Here is a 20,045-nt window from a genome sequence, read left to right as displayed (position 1 = left end):
GCCTTGAAAAGTTTTCCGCATGAATGAGGTGTTCATATGACTGAAGGGACGGCGAAACTGGAATTCGGCGGCGAGAGCCACGACTTCAAGGTGCGAAAAGGCTCGGTCGGCCCGGACGTCATCGACATCTCGGCGCTCTACAAGAACACCGGCGCGTTCACCTACGATCCGGGCTTCACCTCGACGGCGAGCTGCGAATCCGAGATCACCTATATCGACGGCGACGTCGGCGTTCTCCTTCATAGAGGCTATCCGATCGACCAGCTCGCCGAGCATGGCGATTTCCTCGAAACCTGTTACCTGCTGCTTTACGGCGAATTGCCGACCAAGGCGCAAAAGGAAGATTTCGACTACCGCGTCACGCACCACACGATGGTGCACGAGCAGATGTCGCGCTTCTTCACGGGCTTCCGTCGCGACGCGCATCCGATGGCCGTCATGTGCGGCGTCGTCGGCGCGCTTTCGGCGTTCTATCACGACTCGACCGACATCTCCGACCCGCATCAGCGAATGGTCGCCTCGATCCGCCTGATCGCGAAGATGCCCACGATCGCGGCGATGGCCTACAAGTACCATATAGGCCAGCCCTTCGTTTATCCGAAGAACGAGCTCTCCTTCGCGGCCAACTTCCTGCATATGTGCTTTGCGGTGCCATGCGAGGACTACAAGGTCAATCCGGTGCTCGCGCGCGCCATGGAGCGCATCTTCATCCTGCACGCCGACCACGAGCAGAATGCATCGACCTCGACGGTTCGCCTTGCCGGCTCGTCGGGCGCGAACCCGTTCGCCTGCATCGCCGCCGGCATCGCATGTCTTTGGGGCCCCGCCCATGGCGGAGCCAACGAAGCGGCACTCAACATGCTGGCCGAGATCGGTTCGGTCGACCGTATTCCCGAGTTCATCGCGCGCGCCAAGGACAAGGACGATCCGTTCCGCCTGATGGGCTTCGGGCACCGCGTCTACAAGAACTACGATCCGCGCGCCAAGATCATGCAGAAGACGACGCATGAGGTTCTGGCCGAACTCGGCATCAAGGACGATCCGCTGCTGGACGTTGCGATGGAGCTCGAGAAGATCGCGCTCACGGATGAATACTTCATCGAAAAGAAGCTCTATCCGAATATCGACTTCTATTCGGGCATTACGCTGAAGGCGCTCGGCTTCCCCACCACCATGTTCACGGTGCTGTTCGCGCTTGCACGCACCGTCGGCTGGGTGGCGCAGTGGAAGGAGATGATCGAGGATCCGGGCCAGCGTATCGGCCGCCCGCGCCAGCTTTATACCGGGCCTACCGAACGCGACTACGTGCCGATCGCCAAGCGCTGATCGGTTCGCCATACAAATCAAAAGCCCCGGTTTTGCCGGGGCTTTTTCTTGAGGCTTGCCGTGTTCCGAAAAGTCCGGTCGAATCGGGCTCGATCGAACCTCGAAGCAGGCAACAAAGCGAACCGATAGCCTCAATTCGATAAGCCAAAAGAAAAGGCCCGGGCAGATTTCCCGGACCTTTCCGTTTTCATGTCGAGCCGGCGTCAGTCGACGGCGTCGAGGTCGGTGTCCTTCGTATCGCGGACGAACAAAATGCCGATGACGAGCGTCATCGCGGCGATCGCGATCGGATACCAGAGACCGAAATAGATGTCGCCGCGCGCCGCGCTCATGGCGAACACGGTCGCCGGAAGCAGGCCGCCGAACCAGCCATTACCGATGTGGTAGGGTAAGGACATGCCGGTGTAGCGGATGCGGGTCGGGAACATTTCGACCAGGATGGCCGCGATCGGACCGTAGACCATCGTCACATAGAGAACGAGGACGAACAGGATCGCGATGATGCGGCCCCACTGTACCTCGTCCGGATTGGCGACCATGGTATATGCGCCCGCATCGTTCTGTACGAGCGGATAACCGGCCTCCTGCAACGCCGCGAACGTGGCGTTCGACAGGTCGGTGTTACGGGCAGCAGCGTCTGCACCGACGACGTTCGCATCGTAGGATTCGATCGTTTCGTTGCCGATCGTGATCACCGCAGGCGTACCTGCCGCAGCCGTCTGGCTGACGTCATACGGCACCGAGTTACGTGTCAGGAACGCCGTGGCGATATCGCACGACGTCGTGAAGCGCGCCGTTCCGGTCGGGTTGAACTGGAAGTTACAATCCCCGGGAGCGGCCGTCACCGTCACCTGCACGTTGTCGTGAGCCGCAGCCAGCGCCGGATTGGCGGCGTGGGTCAGGGCCGAGAACAACGGGAAGTAGGTGAGGATGGCGAGCGCAAGACCGGCCATGATGATCTGCTTGCGACCGACCTTGTCCGACAGCCAGCCGAAGAACACGAAGAACGGCGTACCCATGGCCAGAGCGATTGCGATCATGATGTTGACCGAGACGCCGTCGACCTTGAGGACGTTCTGAAGGAAGAACAGCGCGTAGAACTGACCCGTATACCATACGACGGCCTGACCGGCCGTGAGGCCGAACAGCGCCAGCAATGCGAGCTTGGCGTTCTTCCACTGACCGAATGCTTCGGACAGGGGCGCCTTGGACGTCTTGCCCTCGGCCTTCATGCGCTGGAACGTCGGCGATTCGTTGAGTGTCAGACGAATCCAGACCGAGATGCCGAGCAGGAAGATCGACAGGAGGAACGGCACGCGCCAGCCCCATTCGCGGAACGCGTCCGGCCCGAGCATCGTCTGGATAGCAAGAATGACGAGCAGCGACATAAAGAGACCGAGCGTCGCCGTTGTTTGAATCCAGGACGTATAGAAGCCTCGCCTTCCATCGGGTGCGTGTTCGGCGACATAGGTCGCGGCACCACCATATTCACCGCCGAGCGCCAGGCCCTGGAGCATCCGCAGGATGATCAGGATGATCGGAGCCGCGATGCCGATCGTTGCCGATCCGGGCAAAAGCCCGACCAGGAAGGTCGAGGCGCCCATGATGACGATCGTGACGAGAAAGGTGTATTTGCGGCCGACGATATCGCCGAGCCGGCCGAAGACCAGCGCGCCGAACGGGCGGACGAGGAAGCCTGCGGCGAATGCCAGAAGCGCAAAGATGTTGCGGGTCGCTTCCGGGTATTCCGAGAAAAAGGCCGCGCCGATAAAGGCAGCCAGCGAACCGTAGAGATAAAAGTCGTACCATTCGAAAACGGTGCCGAGCGAGGATGCAAAGATGACCTTGCGCTCCTCCCTGGTCATTGCGCGGTTTTTATGCCCCGCGCCAGTGGCGACATCTGCCATTTTCAGTCCTCCCCATGGCGAACACATTCGCGATTTCCACCCGCACGCCTGAGGCGTCCTCCAGAGAATCGGGCGGCATCATGTCGAAATCTGTCAGATGTGAAGGCGGATGGGCAGCGATGCTTTATGCTTATGACTTTAGTCTAAGACGGCAAAGTAATGACCATCTTTGCCCGTTGTCCGAAAGAGCCGCGCCTTTCATTGCCGGGATCGATCCGGTAGAACCGCTGGCATCAAGCAATGCCGCAAGCGGGCGTCATGCACTTTCGGGAGGGAACTGGCATGAGTTGGGGCGAGATTTTCAGCGAGCAGTTTTTCGATCCGTTCCGTGCCGGACTTCTGCTTTTTCTTGTTCTGACCGCCCGCAATACTTCCGCGGTGAGCGGAACGTTGTTGCCGCTTGCGGCGGGCATCTTCTTCGTCGCGGTGCTGATCCCACTGTCCTTTGCGCCGGATGCAGCGAACTGGTGGAACCTCGTGCTCGCGGGAATCGTCACGAATACGATCATCGTCGCGGCGCTGGTCGCGATTTCCTCTTTCTTCTTCCCGGCGAAGAAGGACGACAGCGGACAAGCCTGAAGGCTCGCCTGTCCGTCCTACATAGCGGAAGCCGCCCAGGGCACGAGTTCGCCGATGGCCTGCGCGAATGCCTGATCGAGCGCGGCGGCATAGGCCGCGTTGCCCGTTCCGGAAACCGGTGCCTGGGCCGTGAAGAGACGCGACGCGCGCACGGACCCGTTGCGATCGTTCAGGACCTTCACGAAAAAGCTGACCTCGGCGCGCGGCCCGCCATCGACGCGCACGCCGAACGAGCGGATTTCGGTGACGATCTGATAGTCGATTGCAAGCCCCTGCCCCGGCAATCCCACGCCTGCAAAGCGTCCCGAAGCCTGAAAAGCCTCAGAAAGACGGACCTGCACGACACGCGGCAGGCGATCCGACCATTGCGCGCCCGACAGATATTCGATCGAGCCTGGAGACGTGCGGATAACGATTTCCTGGCCATCGAGCGAACGCAGCGCGGTCGGCTCGGCAATCAGAATCTGCGTGCGCGCGCGCTGAGGGCCGGTAGCGGCGGTCGCCCTCGTGGTCAGTTCGAACGTGTCGAGGGCAGCCGGCCCGCCGCCGAGTAGCGCACAACCGGACAAGGAAAGGGCGAGCCCGGCGATAACCGGCAAAGAAAAACGCAATGTCACTGATAATCCCCCGACTTGACCGTTGGTCCGCATTGCTTGTGCGCCCAATCTTGTCGTGAAAGCGCGTTATGGCAAGGTTGGTTCCTCATCGACGCTGACGCCCGTCGAACTGGCGCACTTCGCCCGCTCCACCCTGCAAGATGCGCTGCGGATTGCGCTCGATATCCGTGATGGCACGCTCGATCCGGTTGATCGACTGGCGCGTGTCGCGCACGAGGCCGTCCACTTCGCGCAGGCCCTGCCCGCTGAAACGGGAAAGGTTGTCCGTGATCGCGCCGATTCGGGAATTGAGCGTATCGGCCACCTGACGGTAGGCGGCAAGCGTTGCGCTGGCATCCTGGATCAGACCGCGCGTTTCTGCCGAACCGAGCACCTCATCGACGCGACTGTCGATCGTGTCGGCCATCTGGCGGAACGAATCGAGCGTGACGCGGGCATCGGCGATCAGCCCTTCAGTATCGGCCGTGCCGAGCAATTCGTCGATGCGTGCGTTGAGATTGTCCGCGACCTGGCGGAAGCTCTGCAACGTCTCGCGCGTGTCGGCAATGACGCCGTCGGTCTGGCCCGACCCGAGAAGATCGTCCACGCGCATGATTACGCCATCGACGCGCAGCGCTGCCTGATTGAGGCGCTCGCCGAGAAGGCGCGCGTCCGCGATGACCTTGTCGATATCGCCCGAGCGCTCGTTGATCGAGCGGGCGATGTTCTGCACGTCGTTCGATGCGCTGCGGATGGCCGCGCTCGCCTGATCGAAATTAGAGACCAGTTCGCGCACCATTTCGGGGTCGACCTGATCGACCACGCCCTGCACGCTGGAAACGACGCCGTCTATCGTGTTCATCGTCCCTTCTGCGCGTGTCGTGATCGTCGCCACGGCGGCGGATGCTGTCGACATATCGGTCATAATCTGCTGGAGACCGTCACCTGCGTCGCGCAGATCGCCCGTGAATTCCTCGACATTGGCCATGACCTGATTGACGCGGCCGGCATCGACTGCGGAGATGAATTCTTCGGCGGCCGCCAAGGTCGATTGCAACTGGCCGGAGACGCTTGAAAGCGTGCCGGAAAGGTCCGACACGCTGGCAAGGAACGTGTCGATGCCCTCGGCATTGCGGCCCAGCGCATCCGTGAACATCTGCGCGTTGCGGGCCGACTGGGTCAGTGGACCGCGCACGTCGGTGGCGAAGCCCTCGAACTCGGTCAGGACGGTATCGGCCCTGCGGAAGATCGACTGGGCGGTCTCCAGAAGGTTGGTCACGGCGGATGGGTTGGCGGTAAGTTCCGCAACTCGGCCCTGCGATTCGGCTTCGTCGATCAGATTCGGTTCATCAAGATTGGCACCCCGCAGCTCGATATTCGCCTGACCGGTCAATCCCGCAAGGCCGACATCGACTTGCGTCGAGCGGGTAATCGGCGTCAAACGGTCGATCTCGGCATCGGCGATGGCAGCGGCCGGGTTGCGCGGATCGATATAGACACGGCGAATGTCACCGACGCGAACGCCGTTGAAGAGAATGGCGCTGCCACGCCCGAGCCCGGAAGCAGAGCCGGGGATCAGGATGCGCACGGTTGCGGTCTCGCCCCGTTCGCCCACCGCCGCCGTCCAGTAGACGAAGGCGAATGCCGCCAGTATCGCGACCAGCGTGAAAATGCCGACGATGACGTAATTGGCGCGTGTTTCCATTCAACTTCTCTCGTTCAACCGCGTGCCGACATGTCGATCTGGCGCGCGCGCTTGCCGCGGAAATAGGACTGTACCCACGGTTCGTCGTAATCCATCAATTCCTTGACGGTCCCGTCCACCATCACCTTTTTGCCGCCGAGAATGGCGATACGATCGCAGACCGAAAACAGGCTGTCGAGATCGTGGGTGACCATATAGACGGTCAGCCCCATCGTATCGCGCAGCTTGGCGACGAGTTCGTCGAAATCCGCTGCGCCGATCGGATCGAGACCCGATGTCGGCTCGTCGAGGAAGACGATGTCGGGATCGAGCGCAAGCGCACGCGCTAGCGCGGCGCGCTTGATCATGCCGCCGGAAAGCTGCGAGGGAAATTTGTCGGCCGCGTCAGGCTTCAGTCCGACAAGCTCAAGCTTGAGCATTGCGAGCTCGTCCATCAGCTTCTTCGGCAGGTCGAGATATTCCCGCATCGGAACCTGGATGTTCTCCTTGACGGTCAGCGCCGAAAAGAGCGCCCCCTGCTGAAAAAGCACACCAAGCCGCATGTCGAGCGACACGCGCTGCTGGTCGGTGACATTGTCGATATCGACACCGAACAGCTCGATCGTGCCGGACTGCTTGGAGTTGAGGCCGAGAACCGTGCGCAACAGCACGGACTTGCCGGCACCGGAGGGACCGATAAAGCCGAGAATTTCACCCCGATAAACATCGAGCGACAGGTTTTCCAGCACGGTCGTCCTGCCGAAACGCACTGTCACGTCCCGCGCGCTCAAAATCACATCGTCCCGCTTTTCAGGCTCGGGCGCGGCTGGTTTGTCGTGGAGGAGAATTTCGCTCATCGCCGCCTCAAAAATTGATTGCGGCGAAGAAGATGGCGAACATGCCGTCCAGCACGATGACCACGAAGATCGACTTCACCACGGACGACGTGACGTGCCGACCGAGGGATTCGGCACTGCCGCCGACCTTCATGCCTTCCACCGAACCGATGATACCGATGATCAGCGCCATGAAAGGCGCTTTGATCAGACCGGCAAAAATCGTCCCCATATCAATCGACGACCGCATGCGGTCGAGAAAGGCATCGGGCGTGATACCCGAATAAATCCAGGTCACCGTCATCGCACCACCGATCGCGGCGAAATTGGCGAAGATCGTCAGGCACGGAAGCGCGATGACGAGCGCGACGAGGCGTGGAAAGACCAGCACGCCGACCGGATTGAGGCCGATGACCGTCAGCGCGTCGACTTCCTCGCGCATCTTCATCGATCCGATTTCGGCCGTGATCGCGCTGCCCGAACGACCCGCGACCATGATCGCGGTCAAAAGAACGCCCATCTCGCGCAGAACGAGGATGCCGACCAGATCGACGACGAAGATTTCCGCGCCGAAATAGCGAAGCTGGAACGCGCCCTGCTGGGCGACGATCGCGCCGACGATGAACGACATCAAGATGACGACGGGAATCGCCCCGACACCCATGCGATCAACCTGATTGAAGATCGCGGCCAGATTGACGGAATGACCGCGGCCAAGCTTGAGCTGACCGCCGCGGATCGTCGCGCCCAGAATGTGCATCGAGGCGAGGAAGTCGGTGTAGAAGCCGTACATAACGCGGCCAAGCGATTCGGGAAGCCGCAGGAAGAAAGGTGTCCTGTCGTCTGGCACCTTTTCGTCCGGCTTGTTCAGCACCTCTCCGACGGCCTCGGAAAGCGTCGCGAGGGATTCGGACTGTCCCGAAATCTCCACCTGCGCGCCCCGGCTGCGATGAGAATGCGCAAGACGCTCCACCAGCCATGCGCCGGCCGTGTCCATGCGGCCAATTCCGGCAACGTCGATTTCGATCGTCTGTGCGGATTGCGCTCGTTCCAACTCGCGCATGTCCTGATCGACAAGCGCCACCGTCTGGGTGTCCCAGTCGCCCGAAAGCGCGCAAATCAGCCGACCACCCTCCTCGCGCCGCTCGATGGCGGGACGGGAGGAGTCGGTTTCGGCTAGCGCCTGGCTTGCTTCCGGTCCGGGTTTCCTGAACATGGCGGAAGTCTTACTCACGAATGTTCCGGCTGTCACTTTATCAACCGGGGCGCGATTTCAGCACTGGAGAATTCCTTATGCGGCGTGACATTTCTGCCGAGATAGAACGGTTTCCGATTGCCGGAAGTTTTCGGATTTCAAGGGGAACGAAGACCGAGGCGGAGGTCGTGACCTGCACGATCAGCGATGGCGAAGCTATAGGACGCGGCGAGTGCGTCCCCTATTCAAGATATGGTGAAAGCCTCGATCTGGTGAAAGCCGCAATCGAATCAATAGCGCCCGCGATTCGCGACGGCGCGGATCGCGAATCGCTTTTGAAGCTGCTGCCGGCAGGGGCCGCGCGAAATGCGGTCGATTGCGCGCTGTGGGATCTGGAAGCCAAAATGTCGGGACGACGCGTGCAGGATATCATCTGCTCCGCGCGCCAGCAGGCACTGACGACCGCGATGACGATCTCGCTCGGCGAACCGGACGAGATGGCGCAGAACGCACGCAACAACGCGTTCCGGCCGTTGCTCAAGGTCAAGGTCGGCACGGAAGACGATCGCTCGCGCATCCGGGCCGTCGCCGAAGCTGCACCGGAAAGCCGCATCATCCTCGACGCCAATGAAGGCTGGACGCCGGACAATATCGTCGATCACCTCGCTGTGGCGGCCCAACATCGAATCGCACTGATCGAGCAGCCGCTGCCGCAGGGTGCCGACGATATCCTGCGCACGATCGCGCACCCCGTTCCGATCTGCGCCGACGAGAGCGTCCACGGCGCCGACGATCTCGACAAGCTCGTCGGCCTTTATGACGCCGTGAACATCAAGCTGGACAAGACCGGCGGGCTGACGGCCGCCATCGACCTGCGCGACCGCGCGCGGGGACACGGCTTCGCCATCATGGTTGGATGCATGGTTGGAACGTCGCTGGCCATGGCGCCTGCCGTTCTTCTGGCGCAGGACGCCGACTTCGTCGATCTCGACGGGCCGCTGCTTCTGGCGCGGGATCGATCGCCTGCTCTGCGCTACACCGACTCGCTGGTTTCCCCTCCGGAAGCCGAGTTGTGGGGCTAGATATACTTCAAAAGACATCTCGCGCGGTTGTGTTTAACGACGAGAGCGGGATAGGTTAGCGCCGCATTTTCAAGGGAGAGTTCAAGCATGGATCTGGGCATACGCGGCAAGAAGGCAATCGTCTGCGCATCGAGCCGGGGACTGGGTCGCGGCTGCGCAACGGCGCTGGCCGAGGCCGGTTGTGATCTAGTGGTCAACGGCCGCGATGCAGCAATTCTTGCAAAGACCGCCGAGGAGTTTCGGAGCCGGTTCGGAGTAACCGTCACCGAAGTCGTCGGCGACGTTTCCACACCCGACATCCAGGAAGCCCTGCTCAAGGCCTGTCCGGCCCCCGACATCCTCGTCAACAACAACGGCGGCCCGCCGCTGCGCGATTTTCGCGAGCTGACGCGTGACAACATGCTCGAAGGCGTCACGCAGAACATGATCACGCCGATCGAACTCATCAAGGCGGTGATCGACACCATGGCCGAGAAGGAGTTCGGCCGCATCGTCAACATCACCTCGCTTTCGGTCTACCAGCCGATACCGGGGCTAGACCTGTCGTCGGGAGCACGCGCCGGCCTGACCGCCTTTCTCGCCGGCGTCGCACGGACGGTCGCGGCGAAGAATGTGACGATCAACAACATCCTGCCCGGCAAGTTCGATACGGACCGCATCCGCACGACGATCCGGTTCAGCGCGGAAAAGTCGGGCGAAAGCGAAGAGGCAGCGGCACACAAGGCCGCTCAGGTGATTCCGGCCAAGCGTCTCGGCTCCGCCGAGGAATTCGGCAAGGCATGCGCATTCCTGTGCTCTTCCCATGCGGGCTACATCACCGGACAGAATCTCGTTCTGGATGGCGGCCTCTACACCAGCGCCTTCTAAGCTCGTCCGTGCGGATATCGCGAACGGCGCAATCAGTGTTTTTGAAAACGGGGATCGGAGGATTGAACGGCAATGATGGATGAAGTTTCGAAGTCTGCGCCGGCTGATCTGGACGAGGCGGCGCTCTTCTATCATCGCTATCCGGCTCCCGGTAAACTCGAGATTCAGGCAACAAAACCGCTCGGCAACCAGCGCGATCTGGCGCTTGCCTATTCGCCGGGCGTCGCCGCGCCCTGCCTCGCGATCCACGAAGATCCCGCCACTGCTGCAGACTACACGTCTCGTTCCAACCTCGTCGCCGTCATTTCCAACGGCTCGGCGGTGCTCGGGCTCGGCAATATCGGGCCGCTCGCCTCCAAGCCCGTAATGGAGGGCAAGGCGGTCCTGTTCAAGAAGTTCGCCGGCATCGACGTGTTCGACATCGAGATCGACGCGCCGGAGATCGACCGGATGGTTGAGACGGTCGCCGCGCTGGAGCCGACATTCGGCGGCATCAATCTCGAAGATATCAAGGCTCCCGAATGTTTCGAGGTCGAGGAACGGTTGAAGGCGCGGATGCAGATTCCCGTCTTCCACGACGACCAGCACGGAACCGCCATCATCGTCGCGGCGGCGGTTCTCAATGCGCTGGAACTTGCGGGTAAGAAGATCGACGAGGTCAAGATCGTCACCTCCGGTGCGGGTGCCGCGGCGCTTGCCTGCCTCAACCTGCTCGTGGAACTGGGTGCGGACCGCGACAATATCTGGATCACCGACCGTCACGGCGTCGCCTATAGGGGCCGCCTCGAAGAGATGGATCGCTGGAAGGAGCCATACCTCAAAGAAACCAACGCCCGCAGCCTCGCTGACGTCATCGGCGGAGCGGACGTTTTCCTCGGCCTGTCTGCGGCTGGCGTCCTCAAGCCGGAACTCCTCGAGCATATGGCCGAGCGTCCGCTTATTCTGGCGCTTGCCAACCCCACCCCGGAGATCATGCCGGATCTGGCAAGACAAGCCCGGCCGGACGCCATGATCTGCACGGGACGTTCGGATTTCCCGAACCAGGTCAACAACGTCCTTTGCTTTCCATACATCTTCCGTGGTGCGCTCGATTGCGGCGCGACGGCAATCAATGAAACGATGAAGATGGCAGCCGTGCGGGCCATCGCCGCGCTCGCGCGTGAAGAACCCTCGGACGTGGCCGCCCGCGCCTATTCGGGCGAAACGCCGATATTCGGGCCGGATTTCCTGATCCCCTCTCCCTTCGATCCGCGCCTGATCCTGCGCATCGCGCCCGCCGTCGCCCGCGCGGCCATGGAGACCGGCGTTGCAACACGTCCCATCGAGGACATGGGCGCCTATATCGATCGGCTGACCCGCTTCGTGTTCCGCTCGGGTCTGGTGATGAAACCGGTCTTCGCAGCGGCCCGGAATGCGGCCGGCAACCGCGTGATCTATGCCGACGGCGAGGACGAGCGCGTACTGCGGGCAGCGCAGGTCGTGATCGAGGAAAAGATCGCAGCACCCATTCTCATCGGTCGGCCGGCGGTCATCGAAACACGGCTGAAGCGGTACGGGCTGAAAATCGTTCCGGGTGCCGATTTCGAGATCATCAATCCCGAAGACGATCCGCGCTATCGCGATTATGTCGACCTGCTGCTGAAACTCGCGGGCCGGCGCGGCGTGACGCCGGAAGCTGCCCGCACCATGGTGCGCACCAACAACACGGTCATCGCCGCACTCGCCATGATGCGCGGCGAGGCGGACGCAATGGTTTGCGGCCTGGAAGGCCGGTTCGAACGCCATCTGCGCAATGTCGAACTGATCATCGGACGCCGGGACGGCGTTACGGACATGTCGGCGCTGTCGATGCTGATCTCGCAGCGCGGCGTGACGTTCTTCACCGATACCTATGTGTCAGTCGATCCGTCGGCCGAGGAAATCGCGGAGATGACGACCCTGGCAGCGGCCGAAATCCGCCGGTTCGGGATCGAGCCGAAGGCGGCGCTGCTGTCGCATTCGAATTTCGGCTCGCGCGATTCGGCAAGTGCGCTGAAGATGCGCAAAGCAGCGGCATTGTTACGGACCGCCGCGCCCGATCTGGTCGCCGATGGTGAAATGCACGGTGATTCCGCCTTGTCCGAGACATTGCGCCAACGCGTCTATCCGCACTCGACACTGACGGGCGAAGCCAATCTTCTGGTTTTCCCGAATCTCGATGCCGCCAATATCGCCCTGAACACGATCAAGGCGATGACGGACGCGCTGCATGTCGGGCCGATCCTGCTTGGAACCGCCCTGCCCGCTCATATATTGACGCCGTCCGTAACGTCGCGCGGCGTCGTCAACATGACCGCGCTGGCCGTGGTTGAAGCGGCCCAGAACGCAGCCGAAGCAGCCGACGCCGGATAACTTTCAGGGGCGTCGGGCCTGCGTTTCCTCGACGCCCAAAAGCGGCAGAAAATTCGCAAGCTCCGGTCCGGAGTCGCGTCCGGTAAGAGCCAGTCGCAAGGGCATGAACAGCGTCTTCCCCTTGCGGCCCGTGACCTGCTTGACGCGGTCGGTCCACACCTTCCACGTCATCTGGTCCCAAGGCTCGGGCGGCAATTCGGCGAAAGCCTGTGCCAGAAACGCCTCATCCTCGGCAGAAAATTCCGTAGCCGGCCGGCCCTTCTTGGAGATAATTGTCCACCACTCGGCTGCATCTGCGAAACGGTCGAGATTGCCGCGAACGCAAAGCCAGAACGGCTCTGCCTTTTCACCCTCGATGCCGAGTTCGGCCAAGCGCGGCTTGGCCGTTGCGAAAGGCATGGCGTGCAAAATGTCGCGATTGAGGCCGTCCAGATCGGCGGGATCGAATTTGGATGCCGATTTCGATGTGGCGGTCGGCTCGAAGCGCTGCACGAGTTCGTCCAGCGAATAAACGGCTGCAACACTCTCCGAGGTTCCGATCAGCACGGCCAAAGACGCAACCGCCAAAGGCTCGATCCCGGCCTCGCGCAATCCCTTGATGGACAGCGAGCCGGTGCGCTTCGACAGCCCCTCACCGGTGCTGGTGGTCAGGAGATTGTGGTGGCCAAAGGCGGGCTGCTCGGCGTCCAGCGCCTTGAACAACGCGATTTGCGCTCCGGTATTCGTGACATGGTCGTCGCCGCGAATGACGTGAGTGACGCCCATCTCGATATCATCCGCGACGGACGGCAGCGTGTAGAGATAGGTACCATCCTCGCGCACCAGAACCGGATCGGACATGGAGGCGAGATCGACGGTCTGCGGCCCGCGTACAACGTCGTCCCAGTGAACTTCGGTGCGCTGCGGCGCGAACGGATCGGCCGCGAAATTGGGCAGGAGAAAGCGCCAGTGCGGCTTGCGCCCTTCGGCCTTGAACGCCTTCTTTTCCCCATCCGTCAGCTTCAACGCTTCGCGGCCATAGACCGGCGGCAAACGGCGGGAAAGGCGCAACCGGCGCTTGCGCTCCAATTCGTCCGGCGTCTCGTAGCAGGGATAAAGTACGCCTTTCGCCTTCAGCGTCTCGACCGCGGCTTCGTAAGTGACGAAGCGGGACGACTGGTGAGCGGTCACGTCCGGCTTGATGCCGAGCCAGAACAGATCCTTCTGGATTTGATCGGCATATTCCTGCCGGGATCGCGCAACATCGGTGTCATCGAAGCGCAGAATAAACCGCCCGTTCGCCTTGTTTGCGAACAGCCAATTGAAAAGCGCGGTGCGCGCATTGCCGATATGGATATGGCCGGTCGGCGACGGCGCGAAACGGACGGTGACGGTCATGTTCAGGTCCTATCTCGAAAACGGTTGGTGATCGGATAGCGCCGGTCGCGGCCGAAATTCTTGCGGGTGATCTTCACGCCGGGCGCGGCCTGCCGGCGCTTGTATTCGGCGATGTAGAGCAGGTGTTCGATCCGGTGGACGAGGTCGCGGTCGTGGCCGCGCGCGACGATCTCGTCGACGCTCAACTCGTTCTCGACGAGCGATTCCAGAATATCGTCGAGCACAGGATAGGGCGGCAGCGAATCCTGATCCGTCTGGTCGGGTCGAAGTTCCGCCGATGGCGCCTTGTCGATGATGTTTGGCGGAATGACCTGCCCGGACGGGCCGAGCGCTCCGGGCGGAACGGTGCCGTTTCGCCAGCGCGACAGACCGTAGACCTGCATCTTGTAGAGGTCCTTGATGGGGTTGAAGCCGCCATTCATGTCGCCGTAAAGCGTGGCGTAACCGACCGACATTTCCGACTTGTTGCCAGTCGTCACGACCATCGAGCCGAACTTGTTGGACACCGCCATCAGGATCGTGCCGCGCGCCCGGCTTTGCAGATTTTCTTCCGTGACACCCTCGTTCGTTCCGGCGAACAGGGGCGCGAGTACCTGCGAAAATCCTTCGACCGGCTCGGCGATGGGCACGATGTCGTAGCGGCAGCCGAGCGCGCGCGCGCAGTCCTCGGCGTCCCTGAGCGAACCTTCGGACGTGTAGCGATACGGCATCATGATCGTGCGCACCCGCTCTTCGCCGAGCGCGTCGACCGCCAGCGCCGCGCAGATCGCCGAATCGATGCCGCCCGAGAGACCGAGGACGACGTCCCTGAAGCCGTTCTTGTTCACATAGTCGCGCAGGCCGAGCATGCAGGCGCGATAGTCGGCCTCCTGCGCGTCAGGTATCAGCGAACGCGGTCCGCCTGTGCAGCGCCAGCCGTCCCCTTCCCGCGCCCAGGTCGTGACGGCGAGCGTCTCCTCGAACGGGCTCATCTGGAAGGCGAGCGACTTGTCGGCATTGATAGCGAAGGACGCGCCGTCGAAGACCAGTTCGTCCTGCCCGCCGAGCTGGTTCGCGTAGATCATCGGAAGACCGCTCTCGATCACTTGCCGGATCACGACCTGCTGACGCACATCCTGTTTGCCGCGATAATAGGGCGAACCGTTCGGCACGAGCAGGATTTCAGCACCCACCTCCGCCAGCGTCTCGCTGACGCCGAGTTCGCCCCAGATATCCTCGCAGATCGGAATTCCAAGCCGCACGCCGCGAAAGTTCACCGGCCCCGGCATATCCGGTCCGGGCTGGAACACCCGCTTTTCGTCGAACTCGCCGTAATTGGGAAGGTCGAGTTTGAAGCGCTCGGCGATGATCTTGCCGCCATCGGCGACGACGACCGCATTGTGGAGGCCGCTTGCCCGCTTTACCGGCGTGCCGATGACGATTCCCGGTCCACCATCGCCCGTGTCGGCCGCAATGTCGCCGACGGCCTTTTCGCAGGCCGCAACGAAAGCCTTCTTGAGCACCAGATCCTCGGGCGGATAGCCGGCGATGAACAGTTCGGTGAAGAGGACGAGATCGGCTCCCTGACGAGCCGCATCCGCCCGCGCCTCGCGCGCTTTGGCCAAATTGCCGGCGATGTCGCCGACCGTTGGATTCAACTGCGCGACGGCGATACGGAGAATGTCTGGCGTCTGGCTCATGCGGCTCGTTTAGCGCGGCGCGAAACGGACGGCAACCGCGCTTGCGGGCGAGCGTGCCGGCATGCATTCTTCATTGGACCCGGCCCCGCACGAATGGACGATCGATGGTAACGCTCGACGAACTTGCAAGGCGATGGACGAAGCGCGAAGGCCGCAAGCCGACCGAGCTCGAAAGCCGCATTCTCAAATCGGCCGCCGAACGCCGCTCCATCAGCCGCAACCAGAACGAAAGCTTCGATACGCGACTCTCGATGGGCGATCGCATCGCCGATACGGTCGCCCGTTTCGGGGGATCCTGGAGCTTCATTCTCGGGTTCATCGCATTTCTCATGGTCTGGACAATCGCCAACACGATCATGCTGACCCGCGATGCGTTCGATCCCTACCCGTTCATCTTCCTCAATCTCATCTTGTCGATGATCGCGGCCTTGCAGGCCCCGGTAATCATGATGTCGCAGAACCGCCAGAGCGCCCGCGACCGGCTGGAGGCCGAACATGATTACGCCGTCAACCTCAAGGCGGAACTGGAAATCATGGCGCTTCACGAAAAGCTCGATGAAATGCGCGACCGGGAAATTGCCCTTCTGCACGAAAGCATCTCGCGACTGACAACGGCCCTTGAGCGGATCGAAGGCAGGCTCGAACCTCGATGAGCGACCTCATAACCGACCTTATCGGACGGTTCGGGCTTCTTGCCGTTTTCATCGGCTGCGTGTTCGAAGGCGAGACGGCCGCCCTCGTTGCCGGCTTTCTCGTACATCAGAATCTCGTCGACGTCGTCGGCACATTCCCGGCCGTCTTCACCGGCGCGCTTGCCGGCGACACGGCGATGTTCCTGGCCGGGCGGCGATGGGCGAGCCATCCATTCGTCGGCAAGCTTCGGGACCGTCCCGGCTTTGCAAGGGCCGCGCGGCTTGTGAACGCGCATCCCACCAGTTTCGTGTTCTTCAACCGCTACGTCTACGGAATGCGCACCATCGGCGCGGTCACGGCCGGACTATCGGGCATCCCGGTTGCCCGTTACATGATCGTCAGTGCCGTATCCTGCGCTCTATGGACGCTTCTGTTCGTGGGGCTTGGCTATTTCGTCGGGCTTGGGGTGGAGCGTTTCGTGGGCGGCGAATTGCGCACTCATGAAAAACTCATCGCCGCCGCCCTCCTTATGGCCGCCTGCGCCCTAGCATTCACGCTGATCAGCCGCCGAACTCGCGGTCACCGCGATCGAGGATCAGCGGGATGATCAAATCCTCTTCATCGTCGAGATGCCGGGCGAGCATGGCGACGAGCCTGGCATTCTGGTCGGCATAGGCGTCCGCCGCGTAGCGCTGCGTGTCGCCGTCGCCTTGCAGCGCCTGCAGAAATGCGTTCGCCGTCTGCGAATTCATGTCGAGCGCGTCGTGGATCAGGTGATGGTCCGAATCAAGAATGTCGAACCCGCGCGTCAGGCGGCTTTCGGCCCGCGCGAAAATGGGAAAGTAGTGGTGATCCTCGATGTTGTGATGACCATCGAGCTGACCAAGAAAGAAGTTGAGGCGCGGCGCGAATATCTGTGCGAATTGCCGCGCATCGGTTCGACCCTCACGATAATCGCCGATCGCGGCCGTCAAAATGCCGCCGAGTTCCCGGAACATATCGTGCCGCTGGAGCCACATCGACGCCAGGCCATGCACGTTCGGATGCGCGGACCAGTCCTCGCGGGGATAGTTTTCCAGAAGGACCCGCAGATCGTCCGGCAGGCCCTGCCTTCGCTCCAGTAGAAGCGCGGGATCGATTTCAGCACGATTTGACATGGCGCACAGATAGGCGGTGTGGGTGGATCGCGCCAGTCAGTCCGTCGCGCCGTCCCATTCATGCGGATATTGGCGCAGATGGTCCTCGATTTCGTAGTAACCGCCTTTGTCCGCGGTGAAGATATGACATGCAGCTACGAGTTCGGCCGGTTCGTCGAAAGCGCCGGCAAGAATGGAGGTGACGTCGCGGCCATTGCCCTTCCAAAACAGCGCCGAACCGCATCGATTGCAAAACCCGCGCCTGGCAGTTGCCGAAGCGGCGAACCATGTCACGTTTTCACGACCATCCACCGACAGATGCGCGTCGGCGACGCTGGTGGTCGCATAGAAGTGACCACTCTGTTTGCGGCATTGCGTGCAATGGCAAAAGACGACGGGCCTGACCGACCCTTCGGCCTCAAAGCGCACGGCACCGCATAGACAGCTTCCTTTTCTCATCATCTGCAATCCCCGCTAACTGGCCCGATCTGGCATGAGCGGGACGCTTTCGCCATCGCATTCGGTTCAATCGAACGTAAAGCGTTGCGAAATACTGGCAATGCCGCAACAGCATACCTATCTCGCCGAAGCTTCCGGGGGGCAGCAAACAATTTTAAGGACTGCCCAAGGTGAAACACCGTAAAAGAGCACTGTTCCTCATCAATACGAAAGCGCGACGCGGCGGCGAGCCCGTCGAGCCCATTCTGGCAAGGCTGCGTGCTGGCGGGCTGGATGTCGTGGTCGAACCGTTCGATGCACTTCCCGAACTCGCGCGCGACGTCGTTCGCCTGCGCGAGGCCGCCGACCTCGTCGTGGTATGCGGCGGCGATGGAACGGTCTCGTCCGCCGCCGTCGCGGTGATGGAAAGCGGATTGCCGATGGGCATCATGCCGATGGGAACGGCGAACGATCTGGCCCGCACGCTTGGCATTCCCATGGATCTGCTGCAGGCCGCCGACGTGATCGCGTCCGGTCATTCGCGCAAGGTCGATCTCGGCACGGTCAACGGGCATGCCTTCTTCAACGTGGCAAGCATCGGATTGTCGACGGAACTTGCGCAAAGCCTCGATCCGCAAACGAAAAAGCGCTGGGGCCGACTCGGCTATGCGGTCGCGGCGGGCCGTGTTCTGACCAATGCGCGCCCGTTCAAGGCGAAGATCGCGGAAAAGGGCCAGACCATCAAGGTGTCCACATACCAGATCGCTGTCGGCAACGGCCGTCACTATGGCGGCGGAAACGTCGTCGAGGCGACGGCCGAGATCGACGACGGCACGCTCGACCTTTACAGCCTCGAACTTTCGAATGTGTGGAAGCTGGCGCTGATGATGCGCTCCTTTCGCGCCGGTCGCCATGGCGCTTGGAACGAAGTGCGCACCGCGCGCTGCATCGAGTTCGACGTGGAGACGGAAAAACCGATGCCCGTGAACACAGATGGCGAGATCGTCACGGCGACGCCCGCTCATTTCAAGGTGCATCCGGGCGCCGTATCGATCTTCGCGCCGGTGCAGTCGGCCCATGACGATCTATCCGCCAGCCTTGGGCGAGCGCACATGCTCGGGGCGCACGCCCATGCCGACGAGGCGCGCGGGAATGCGGCGCAGTAGCGAAAACCGGCCGAGCAGCCGAAGCGGCAAGGGAGCCGTAGCTGCCCGTGCACCGCTCAATGTCGGCGACAGGATGCGGTTCTGGACGACGACCTGCGCGGCTTGCGTCAGCCGTGTTGGAAAGAACCGGCGGGCTTGAACCTTTTCGAGATCGGCGTCAGTGACCGTGCCGGAAGCCAGCCGACCGGAAAGAAGATTAGCCGTCGCTACGGCGTCCTGAATGGCCAGATTGATGCCGACGCCGCCCACCGGCGACATCGCGTGGGCGGCATCACCGATGCACAAAAAGCCCGGCCGATGCCATCGCCGCAACCGATCGACGGCGACCGAGAGTACGCTGACGGCTGAGAAATCGGGCAGATCGCGCCTCAGCCGTTCATCGTCGAAGGGCGTCAAGGCGGCAACCGCAGCGCGAAATGCGTCGATCCCCTGCCCCATGACGGTGTCGGCTTCGCCTTTTTTGACCACATAGCCACATTGCCAGTAGTCGCCGCGATAAATCCTGACGAAAACTCCGCCATCGTCGAACCTGCCCGCTGTCGCGTTGGTATCCGACTGCTTGCGCGATACCCGAAACCACATGACGTCGATGGGCGCGCCCAGCGTTTCGACCTCGAGCCCTGCTGCGCCGCGCAATTCGGAGCGACGGCCATCCGCCGCGACGATGAGGCTGGCCTGGATCGCCAGTCGCTCGCCGCCATGATCCGCCTCGAGCCCGACGATACGTCCGTCATGGAAATCAAGGCTCACCGCGTTGCAGCCCATCAGGCAGCGGAAGTTCGGATAGAGTTCGGCTTTCCGCTTCAGAAAATCGAGAAAGTCCCATTGGGGCATCAGGACGATCGCCGGACAGGTGACCGGCAGATGACGGAAGTCGGCAACGCCATAACTGCGGCCACCTGTTTCCGCCGAAATTTCTTCGATTCGCTGATGCGGCAGTTTCAGAAGCCCGTCCAGAAAACCGAGTTCATGAATCACCTCCAGCGTGGAGGGATGCAGCGTGTCGCCACGAAAATCGCGCAGAAAGTCGGCGTGCTTCTCGACAACCACGACGTCGATGCCGGCCCGCGCCAAAAGCAGGCCGAGCATCATCCCAGCCGGCCCACCGCCGGCGATGCAGCACGTCGTGCGGATCGCCGAGGGAGCCATTCAA

18 protein-coding genes are annotated in these 20,045 nt (G+C 61.8%); 8 read left to right on the top strand and 10 right to left on the bottom strand.

Annotation, left to right across the window (positions count from 1 at the left end; all coding sequences use genetic code 11):
* Positions 1–36: 36 nt before the first annotated feature.
* The gene (gene gltA, locus GTW25_RS04770) at positions 37–1,326 is read left to right on the top strand and encodes a citrate synthase (RefSeq protein ID WP_252910825.1); all 1,290 of its coding nucleotides are present in this window, start codon (positions 37–39) and stop codon (positions 1,324–1,326) included.
* Positions 1,327–1,529: 203 nt separating this feature from the next.
* On the opposite strand, the gene GTW25_RS04765 is transcribed toward gltA, so the two are convergent.
* Positions 1,530–3,233, bottom strand: a complete 1,704-nt coding sequence (locus GTW25_RS04765) for an MFS transporter (protein WP_252910824.1) — start codon at positions 3,231–3,233, stop codon at positions 1,530–1,532.
* Between the two features lie 282 nt (positions 3,234–3,515).
* On the opposite strand from GTW25_RS04765, the gene GTW25_RS04760 reads away from it, so the two are divergent.
* Positions 3,516–3,812 carry a hypothetical protein gene (locus GTW25_RS04760; RefSeq protein WP_252910823.1) on the top strand — a complete coding sequence of 99 codons (297 nt, stop codon included), beginning with the start codon at positions 3,516–3,518 and terminating at the stop codon, positions 3,810–3,812.
* A 17-nt stretch (positions 3,813–3,829) separates the two neighbouring features.
* Here GTW25_RS04760 and GTW25_RS04755 read toward each other — a convergent pair whose 3' ends face one another.
* The 4 genes from GTW25_RS04755 to GTW25_RS04740 all read right to left on the bottom strand — a co-directional run bounded on the left by GTW25_RS04755 (position 3,830) and on the right by GTW25_RS04740 (position 8,144).
* The gene (locus GTW25_RS04755; protein ID WP_252910822.1) at positions 3,830–4,429 is read right to left on the bottom strand and encodes an ABC-type transport auxiliary lipoprotein family protein; all 600 of its coding nucleotides are present in this window, start codon (positions 4,427–4,429) and stop codon (positions 3,830–3,832) included.
* A gap of 85 nt (positions 4,430–4,514) precedes the next feature.
* Positions 4,515–6,113, bottom strand: coding sequence for an MlaD family protein (locus GTW25_RS04750; RefSeq protein ID WP_252910821.1), 1,599 nt, complete (start codon positions 6,111–6,113; stop codon positions 4,515–4,517).
* A 14-nt stretch (positions 6,114–6,127) separates the two neighbouring features.
* Positions 6,128–6,949, bottom strand: coding sequence for an ABC transporter ATP-binding protein (locus GTW25_RS04745; RefSeq protein ID WP_252910820.1), 822 nt, complete (start codon positions 6,947–6,949; stop codon positions 6,128–6,130).
* A gap of 7 nt (positions 6,950–6,956) precedes the next feature.
* Entirely contained in the window at positions 6,957–8,144 is a 1,188-nt protein-coding gene (locus GTW25_RS04740) for an ABC transporter permease (RefSeq protein ID WP_252911400.1), read from the bottom strand.
* 77 nt (positions 8,145–8,221) lie between these two features.
* Here GTW25_RS04740 and dgcA point away from each other — a divergent pair, with 77 nt between their 5' ends.
* The 3 genes from dgcA to GTW25_RS04725 all read left to right on the top strand — a co-directional run bounded on the left by dgcA (position 8,222) and on the right by GTW25_RS04725 (position 12,463).
* Positions 8,222–9,205: an N-acetyl-D-Glu racemase DgcA gene (dgcA, locus tag GTW25_RS04735; RefSeq protein WP_252910819.1), complete on the top strand. Its 984-nt coding sequence runs from the start codon at positions 8,222–8,224 to the stop codon at positions 9,203–9,205.
* An 87-nt stretch (positions 9,206–9,292) separates the two neighbouring features.
* Positions 9,293–10,072 (top strand): SDR family oxidoreductase, encoded by a 780-nt coding sequence (locus GTW25_RS04730; protein ID WP_252910818.1) that lies wholly within the window; start codon positions 9,293–9,295, stop codon positions 10,070–10,072.
* A gap of 72 nt (positions 10,073–10,144) precedes the next feature.
* Positions 10,145–12,463, top strand: coding sequence for an NADP-dependent malic enzyme (locus GTW25_RS04725; RefSeq protein WP_252910817.1), 2,319 nt, complete (start codon positions 10,145–10,147; stop codon positions 12,461–12,463).
* Between the two features lie 3 nt (positions 12,464–12,466).
* On the opposite strand, the gene gltX is transcribed toward GTW25_RS04725, so the two are convergent.
* Together gltX and GTW25_RS04715 are read right to left on the bottom strand one after the other, a co-directional pair.
* The gene (gene gltX, locus GTW25_RS04720; RefSeq protein ID WP_252910816.1) at positions 12,467–13,840 is read right to left on the bottom strand and encodes a glutamate--tRNA ligase; all 1,374 of its coding nucleotides are present in this window, start codon (positions 13,838–13,840) and stop codon (positions 12,467–12,469) included.
* A 2-nt stretch (positions 13,841–13,842) separates the two neighbouring features.
* Complete coding sequence (locus GTW25_RS04715) at positions 13,843–15,519, bottom strand: NAD+ synthase (RefSeq protein WP_252910815.1); 1,677 nt, start codon at positions 15,517–15,519, stop codon at positions 13,843–13,845.
* Between the two features lie 104 nt (positions 15,520–15,623).
* Between GTW25_RS04715 and GTW25_RS04710 the strand changes: the two genes are divergently transcribed.
* Together GTW25_RS04710 and GTW25_RS04705 are read left to right on the top strand one after the other, a co-directional pair.
* A complete protein-coding gene (locus GTW25_RS04710; RefSeq protein WP_252910814.1) occupies positions 15,624–16,172 on the top strand; it encodes a DUF1003 domain-containing protein in 549 nt (182 codons plus the stop codon).
* Positions 16,169–16,759: a DedA family protein gene (locus tag GTW25_RS04705; RefSeq protein WP_252910813.1), complete on the top strand. Its 591-nt coding sequence runs from the start codon at positions 16,169–16,171 to the stop codon at positions 16,757–16,759. Before GTW25_RS04710 ends, GTW25_RS04705 begins: the two co-directional genes overlap by 4 nt.
* Here the strand turns inward: GTW25_RS04705 and GTW25_RS04700 are convergent.
* Together GTW25_RS04700 and GTW25_RS04695 are read right to left on the bottom strand one after the other, a co-directional pair.
* Positions 16,713–17,309, bottom strand: coding sequence for a hemerythrin domain-containing protein (locus GTW25_RS04700; protein WP_252910812.1), 597 nt, complete (start codon positions 17,307–17,309; stop codon positions 16,713–16,715). The genes GTW25_RS04705 and GTW25_RS04700 overlap by 47 nt on opposite strands.
* 36 nt (positions 17,310–17,345) lie before the next feature.
* Complete coding sequence (locus GTW25_RS04695) at positions 17,346–17,750, bottom strand: GFA family protein (protein ID WP_308206228.1); 405 nt, start codon at positions 17,748–17,750, stop codon at positions 17,346–17,348.
* 167 nt (positions 17,751–17,917) lie between these two features.
* Between GTW25_RS04695 and GTW25_RS04690 the strand changes: the two genes are divergently transcribed.
* The gene (locus GTW25_RS04690; RefSeq protein WP_308206227.1) at positions 17,918–18,892 is read left to right on the top strand and encodes a lipid kinase; all 975 of its coding nucleotides are present in this window, start codon (positions 17,918–17,920) and stop codon (positions 18,890–18,892) included.
* Here the strand turns inward: GTW25_RS04690 and GTW25_RS04685 are convergent.
* Positions 18,812–20,041: an FAD-dependent oxidoreductase gene (locus GTW25_RS04685; RefSeq protein ID WP_252910811.1), complete on the bottom strand. Its 1,230-nt coding sequence runs from the start codon at positions 20,039–20,041 to the stop codon at positions 18,812–18,814. The two genes, GTW25_RS04690 and GTW25_RS04685, sit on opposite strands and share 81 nt — an antisense overlap.
* Positions 20,042–20,045: the final 4 nt, after the last annotated feature.

Source organism: Aliihoeflea aestuarii (assembly GCF_024105665.1).
Lineage (GTDB): Bacteria > Pseudomonadota > Alphaproteobacteria > Rhizobiales > Rhizobiaceae > Aliihoeflea > Aliihoeflea aestuarii.
Note: the sequence above shows the minus strand (reverse complement) of the source record. Positions and strands in the feature narration are given on the sequence as shown.

What these genes read in the sequence shown, in the direction of transcription:
- gltA (WP_252910825.1), top strand. Translation starts at nt 37, where the DNA reads ATGACTGAAGGGACGGCGAAACTGGAATTCGGCGGCGAGAGCCACGAC.
- GTW25_RS04765 (WP_252910824.1), bottom strand. Translation starts at nt 3,233, where the DNA reads ATGGCAGATGTCGCCACTGGCGCGGGGCATAAAAACCGCGCAATGACC.
- GTW25_RS04760 (WP_252910823.1), top strand. Translation starts at nt 3,516, where the DNA reads ATGAGTTGGGGCGAGATTTTCAGCGAGCAGTTTTTCGATCCGTTCCGT.
- GTW25_RS04750 (WP_252910821.1), bottom strand. Translation starts at nt 6,113, where the DNA reads ATGGAAACACGCGCCAATTACGTCATCGTCGGCATTTTCACGCTGGTC.
- GTW25_RS04745 (WP_252910820.1), bottom strand. Translation starts at nt 6,949, where the DNA reads ATGAGCGAAATTCTCCTCCACGACAAACCAGCCGCGCCCGAGCCTGAA.
- GTW25_RS04740 (WP_252911400.1), bottom strand. Translation starts at nt 8,144, where the DNA reads ATGTTCAGGAAACCCGGACCGGAAGCAAGCCAGGCGCTAGCCGAAACC.
- dgcA (WP_252910819.1), top strand. Translation starts at nt 8,222, where the DNA reads ATGCGGCGTGACATTTCTGCCGAGATAGAACGGTTTCCGATTGCCGGA.
- GTW25_RS04730 (WP_252910818.1), top strand. Translation starts at nt 9,293, where the DNA reads ATGGATCTGGGCATACGCGGCAAGAAGGCAATCGTCTGCGCATCGAGC.
- GTW25_RS04725 (WP_252910817.1), top strand. Translation starts at nt 10,145, where the DNA reads ATGATGGATGAAGTTTCGAAGTCTGCGCCGGCTGATCTGGACGAGGCG.
- gltX (WP_252910816.1), bottom strand. Translation starts at nt 13,840, where the DNA reads ATGACCGTCACCGTCCGTTTCGCGCCGTCGCCGACCGGCCATATCCAT.
- GTW25_RS04715 (WP_252910815.1), bottom strand. Translation starts at nt 15,519, where the DNA reads ATGAGCCAGACGCCAGACATTCTCCGTATCGCCGTCGCGCAGTTGAAT.
- GTW25_RS04710 (WP_252910814.1), top strand. Translation starts at nt 15,624, where the DNA reads ATGGTAACGCTCGACGAACTTGCAAGGCGATGGACGAAGCGCGAAGGC.
- GTW25_RS04705 (WP_252910813.1), top strand. Translation starts at nt 16,169, where the DNA reads ATGAGCGACCTCATAACCGACCTTATCGGACGGTTCGGGCTTCTTGCC.
- GTW25_RS04700 (WP_252910812.1), bottom strand. Translation starts at nt 17,309, where the DNA reads ATGTCAAATCGTGCTGAAATCGATCCCGCGCTTCTACTGGAGCGAAGG.
- GTW25_RS04695 (WP_308206228.1), bottom strand. Translation starts at nt 17,750, where the DNA reads ATGATGAGAAAAGGAAGCTGTCTATGCGGTGCCGTGCGCTTTGAGGCC.
- GTW25_RS04685 (WP_252910811.1), bottom strand. Translation starts at nt 20,041, where the DNA reads ATGGCTCCCTCGGCGATCCGCACGACGTGCTGCATCGCCGGCGGTGGG.